The sequence below is a fragment of the Desulfoplanes sp. genome, from assembly GCF_054921335.1.
The window spans coordinates 1-5,387 of the sequence record NZ_JBUDSQ010000116.1 but is presented as its reverse complement, the minus strand read 5'-3'; the positions used below and the strand labels follow the sequence as shown (position 1 = coordinate 5,387).

Sequence of the window (5,387 nt, the reverse complement as noted above, 5' to 3'; positions counted from 1 at the left end):
CGGCCTTGGTTCGGGACTCGCCCCCGGCCCCTGACGTCTTACGTGCCGGTTTTTTTATGGCTTGTCCGCCAACCCTTCCAATCCCTCCTCCCACGCCCGGAGCATCTTATCGGCAATTTCCCTGAATTCGGGCAGTGACCTTGCGTACCCATCCACCTCCTTCCGTGCCTGGCTGATGCCTTCTGCAACCTCGTTTATGGCCTCGGATGCTTCACGGGAGGAGAGGTCGCAATGGGATGTCCCGAATTCCATAAGTCTCTTTCTGGCGGGCCAGCGTTTTGTTCCCTTGAGGGTCAGGGCCATGGTGTCGTTGGGGAGGTAGGCTGTGGTGGTGACGTGATCGAAGACCGGGGCGAGTCTGCCCGATCGTCCTGCCGGGGAGTCGTAGAGCAGGCAGAAATTTTTGAGATGCGCGTCTCCGTTGCGCAGGCCAACGGAGAGAACGATCATCTTGAAGACTTCTCGGCAGGACGCGTGTCTGTCTGCCTCATCGGTGAATGCCTTCACTCCCTTGAGAAGTCTTTCCAACGATCCCGAGTACTTTTGCTTTGATGCAAGCCCCTGGAGGACGCAGAAATCTTCCATGCCCAGATAGCCGTGCTCTCCCATGTCGAATCGTTCGATGACAAGAAATCGGCCGTTCTCCGAGATACGGAACGGCGGAACCTCCATGCCGCTCAACTCCGCCGCCCGGAGACAGCAATATTCGTTGCGGGCAAGTTCGAGGTACCGGGCATCCCAGGTTTTCACGATATGGGTGGACGCCTGGACCGTCAGCTTGTGTTCGGGGCTCATCTTTTCGCCATCAATGGCTCTGATGAGGATTTTGGGCTGGACCCCGGAAATGCCGGATGACGCGGCATAGATTTTGAGAAGATCCTGAAAGAGATCTTCCGCCCCCTGATAGGTCAGTATTTCCTCCACGCTGACCGACTGCATGGGTTTGATTCCGGTATCGGGCTCCCGGTACTGCAACCGACCGATCTGGGAGCTCCCCGTGATCCTGAGAAGTTCGAGATCGTCAAAGTCCGGCACGGCCTTGGAGAACATGTCTTCGATCCAGCGTCTGAGCGCGCCTTCGGGAAGGTTCATGTCGAATATGGGATGCAGGCCGTGACGCCACATCCATGATTCGGGTCTCACCGGCATGGTCAGGGAGACGGCCTCCTCTTCTCCGGCACCCGGCACATAGGTGAAGGAAAAGGTGTTTCCCGACACCCTGTTCAGCTGTCCTGCGATCCTGTTACCTGCCAGTACGTTCAGCATCTTCCCTTTCCTGCGCGAAATCATCCAGGGTCGGCGGTCCGGGATGTTTCCTCAAGGTAATCTCCATGTTGAAGACATCCAGGATGCGCATCACCCGTTTTATCCCGACATCAGGAGCGATTCCCCGTTCCAGATTGCTGATGAACGCCCGGGAAAGTCCGGTGTACCGGGCGAGGTCGGTCTGGGACATTTTGCGCTCCTTGCGACGGGCCGCGATGGTGGTTCCGATTTCCAGTAAATCCATGCGCATTATCGTAGGCAATTTGGGTGAAAAGTCAATTTTTGTCTATAAAAATATGCAAAATGAGCAGCTCACGACCATTTGTAGCTATGCGGTGGGTCATGACCCGATCATACCTTTTCTTCTCCAGGGAACGCCGAGCGTCTGCTCGGCTTTTCAAAGAATATAGAAGGGTCACCATGATATCAGGATAGGGTACAGAAAACAGAACTCTGAGTGCGGAAAAAAACATGTCATCCCGGACGTGATCCGGGATCTCTCCAGGTTCGGCATTGTTTGGAGGTTTCAGCCTCACCCCTGGCCGTCAAGATCCCGGCCTTCGCCGGGATGACGTCAAAAAGGAAAATTCGACTCGAAAAGTGACCACTTTTTTTCAGGACTCGTCACATCCCTGACTTGCTCAGGATCGCTCAGTATCCTCTGCTCATGTTTCCCGGCGGTTTGATTAGATGGTTACGGACAGACGATCGGCGTTTTCTGAAATTTGAATATTTGTAACTATTCAGGTAAAATTTAACAGGAGCAACAGGTTGGAATGTATCGTTAAATTTGAGCGTCATCCCGTAAATTTTACAGATTTAAGGATTTCAGAAATTTTAGAAATTGAAGACCTGGGCGATAACCGCTTGTAATTTCTTAAATTTCTTAAATTTCTTAAATTTATAATTCTGATTCTTGGGGAAGGCAGGCTGAATAGTTACGAATATTTTTTGTTTTTATATACTTTTTTGAGTAGTTACAACGATCTATTCCCAGATTTACGATAACTCATTCCCAGATTTACGTTGATTCATTCCCAAATTTACGTTGACTCATTCCCAAATTTACGGATATCGATACGTATGGATCAAACACAGTATCTGTATCCCCGATTTTTGGAGACGCGTATCCGGGAAGCCATGGAGGATACGCCTGTTGTGCTCATAAACGGTCCTCGGCAGTCGGGGAAAACCACCCTTGCCCGCCATGTGGCCGACGGGCACATGCGCTATCTGACCCTGGACGACGAACTGACCCTGCTGGCTGCCCGGGAAGATCCTGTAGGCCTGATACGCAGTCTGGACAGAGCCGTTATCGATGAAATCCAGCGAGCGCCTCAGCTTGTCATGGCCATCAAGAAAAGCGTTGACGGGGACCGGCGCCCCGGGCGTTTTCTGGTGACAGGATCGGCAAACCTGATAACCATTCCTTTGGTTGCCGATTCCCTTGCCGGCCGGATGGAAACATTGACTCTTCTCCCCCTGTCCCGAGGTGAGATTGCCGGAACCGGTGTCAATTGGGTGGATCGCGTTTTTGCCGGGGCGCTGCCGGATGTCGATATATTGCTGGTGGGCAAGGATCTTTCAGACGCGGTGCTTGCGGGAGGGTACCCCGAGGTCCTGCAGCGTACGACAACGCGTCGCCGCACGGCCTGGATACAGCAATACATCGATGCGATGATCCAGAGAGACGTGCGGGATATCGCACACGTCGAAGATCTGGATTGTCTCCCCCGATTTCTGCGCACATTGGCTGAAGTTGCTGGTCAGATGTGCAATTATTCGCAGTTGGCTGGTCGAGTGGGACTCAGTCACAAAACCGCCGCTCGTTACATCGGTATTTTTGAGCAGATGTATCTGCTCAAAAGAATTGAAGTGTGGTCGAACAACAGGCTGCATCGCATTGTCAAGACGCCGAAAATACAATTTGTGGACTCAGGGGTCGTATCCACCATGTCCGGGATGACACCTGTTGTTGCCGCGCGAGAAAGAACCCGCTTGGGAAGCGTCCTGGAGACGTTTGTGTATGGGGAGTTGTACAAGCATTGTACCGTGGCCGAAGAGGATTACCTGATCTTGTACTATCGGGATCATGACAAATTCGAAGTGGACTTTGTCATTGAAAATCCCAGGTCGGAAATCGTCGGGGTGGAGGTCAAAGCCTCAGCCACTGTTTCCACGATCGACCTGAGGGGACTCAAGCGCTTGCGTGATATTGCCGGAGATACATTTCTCTCGGGCGTACTGCTCTACGACGGCGAGGAAACGCTTCCTCTGGGCGACAGGCTCTGGGCGGCCCCGCTTTCGACGTTGTGGGGTGCGTAGTTTTCACCTGTCTGGAAGATGCTTGCATCTTCCTCAAAAATACCGCGTTATCGGCTGAGAACATCCCCTGGAACCCCCATCCGAGTTTTCCGGGCGTCTCTCTCAAACATCTTGTTTCCGAAAAGGCGACGGATCGCCAATGGAACCGGCTCTGGTGGCAGCTCTTACGGGATTTGCGGGTCAGAGCCACCTGACGAAAACCTTCAAACGGTTTGCGGGTACGACACCGGCCCGGTTCAGAGAGCGGGTTTTTGGTACGAAACGGGATCGGGAATTCAGCCTCCCCGAGATGAACCCCGCCGCAGAACAGGTGACGGCTATATGAAACATCCCGGTACCGTTCTCGCCTCCGCAGGAACGTTTCTACAAACCCGATGCCCGCAGGATCGAGGAGGCCGTACGCTCGATCATGTAGCCATGCATCACACGGGTTGCTTCGCAATCAAATCTACCATTTGATTTCAGCAGGTTGTAGCGCTGAAATGTAAACCTGAATAGTTACAAAAATGAATTATAAATATAGCATGCCGACCACTGTTTTCTCCGGGAAAGACTGCATTGTTGCCAACAGCGCAGCGATCAGAGCCTATTGCACAAAGGCAATGCTGGTCACAGGACGCGGATCGGCCAAAAAAAATGGTTCCCAGGCTGATGTGATAGAGGCTCTTGAAAAAGAAAACATCGACTATGTTCTCTTCGATAAGGTTATGAGCAATCCGACCATTGCCTGCAGTTATGAAGGGGCTGCTTGTGCCCGGGAAAACAAGGTCGATTGTATCATTGCCATCGGCGGCGGCTCTCCCATGGATGCAGCAAAAGCCATGGCCCTGCTCGCCGGACAGAATATTGATGAAAAGGACCTCTTTTCCGGAAACTACTCCGGAGAGGTTTTGCCCATTATAGCGGTGCCGACAACAGCCGGTACCGGGTCGGAAGTGACACAGTATTCTATCCTGACCAATGACGCGGCTGAAACAAAAACAAGTATCGCCACCCCGCTGATCTTTCCCAAAGTGGCCTATATCGATCCCAGATATATGGCGGGGCTGCCGCCCGCGACAACGATCAACACCGCAGTCGACGCATTGTCGCATGCAGTGGAAGGTATGCTCACCGTGCGTGCCTCCATTGTGTCCGATGCCCTGGCAAAAGAAAGCATCCGGATTTTTATTGAATGTGCCCAGGCACTTGTGGAATCCACTGACGAGGGGGGCGCGGATTTTTCCGAAGATACCAGAGCCAAACTGGCCCAGTGCGCCCTGCTTGCCGGGATGGTCATCGCCCAGACCGGGACAACAGCTGTCCATGCCATGGGCTATTCGTTAACCTACTCCAAAGATATTGATCATGGTCGCGCAAACGGTCTGTTGCTCCCGGAATATTTAAAGTTTGTTGAACAGAAGCAACCCCGGCTCGTAGCGAGAATTCTGGCGGCAATGAACGTGGAAACGGTGGACGCGTTCAAAAACATCCTGGACAGACTGCTCGGTGCAAAAGAAACAATCACCGGGAAAGAGATCGTGGCTTTCAGCGAAAAAGCGGTGAAAACAAAAAACATTCCCAACAGTAAGGTCAAACCGACGGAAGAAGATATCAGAGCCATATATCGGGCTTCATTGTAGTACCTTGCTCGTCAAAGTCTGTCACAAAAAGCATGAAAATCCAAAGGCGTACAACTGGACTCTCCACCCGAGATATCCCATATGCCCCGAGACGCCAGAGGCACAGAGAAAAATAACGTGCGCATTGCCTTGCACCGGACACGTGAGGGCGGTCTTATGCACCTGAATAATTAC

The 5,387-nt window shown here is 52.5% G+C and carries 5 protein-coding genes; 3 read left to right on the top strand and 2 right to left on the bottom strand.

Translation table 11 applies throughout. From position 1 onward, the window contains the following. Nucleotides 1-54 precede the first annotated feature (54 nt). Together ACY692_RS13935 and ACY692_RS13930 are read right to left on the bottom strand one after the other, a co-directional pair. Complete coding sequence (locus tag ACY692_RS13935; protein WP_462325985.1) at nt 55-1,266, bottom strand: type II toxin-antitoxin system HipA family toxin; 1,212 nt, start codon at nt 1,264-1,266, stop codon at nt 55-57. Beyond that, a complete protein-coding gene (locus ACY692_RS13930) occupies nt 1,244-1,510 on the bottom strand; it encodes a helix-turn-helix domain-containing protein (RefSeq protein ID WP_462325984.1) in 267 nt (88 codons plus the stop codon). The genes ACY692_RS13935 and ACY692_RS13930 overlap by 23 nt, the downstream gene beginning before the upstream one ends. Nucleotides 1,511-2,349: 839 nt before the next feature. On the opposite strand from ACY692_RS13930, the gene ACY692_RS13925 reads away from it, so the two are divergent. The 3 genes from ACY692_RS13925 (at nt 2,350) to ACY692_RS13915 (ending at nt 5,213) form a co-directional block, all read left to right on the top strand. After that, nucleotides 2,350-3,591: an ATP-binding protein gene (locus ACY692_RS13925; protein ID WP_462325983.1), complete on the top strand. Its 1,242-nt coding sequence runs from the start codon at nt 2,350-2,352 to the stop codon at nt 3,589-3,591. A 139-nt stretch (nt 3,592-3,730) separates the two neighbouring features. Continuing rightward, nucleotides 3,731-3,916: a hypothetical protein gene (locus tag ACY692_RS13920; RefSeq protein ID WP_462325982.1), complete on the top strand. Its 186-nt coding sequence runs from the start codon at nt 3,731-3,733 to the stop codon at nt 3,914-3,916. Between the two features lie 181 nt (nt 3,917-4,097). Beyond that, nucleotides 4,098-5,213 (top strand): iron-containing alcohol dehydrogenase family protein, encoded by a 1,116-nt coding sequence (locus ACY692_RS13915; RefSeq protein ID WP_462325981.1) that lies wholly within the window; start codon nt 4,098-4,100, stop codon nt 5,211-5,213. The last annotated feature ends 174 nt before the right edge of the window (nt 5,214-5,387 follow it).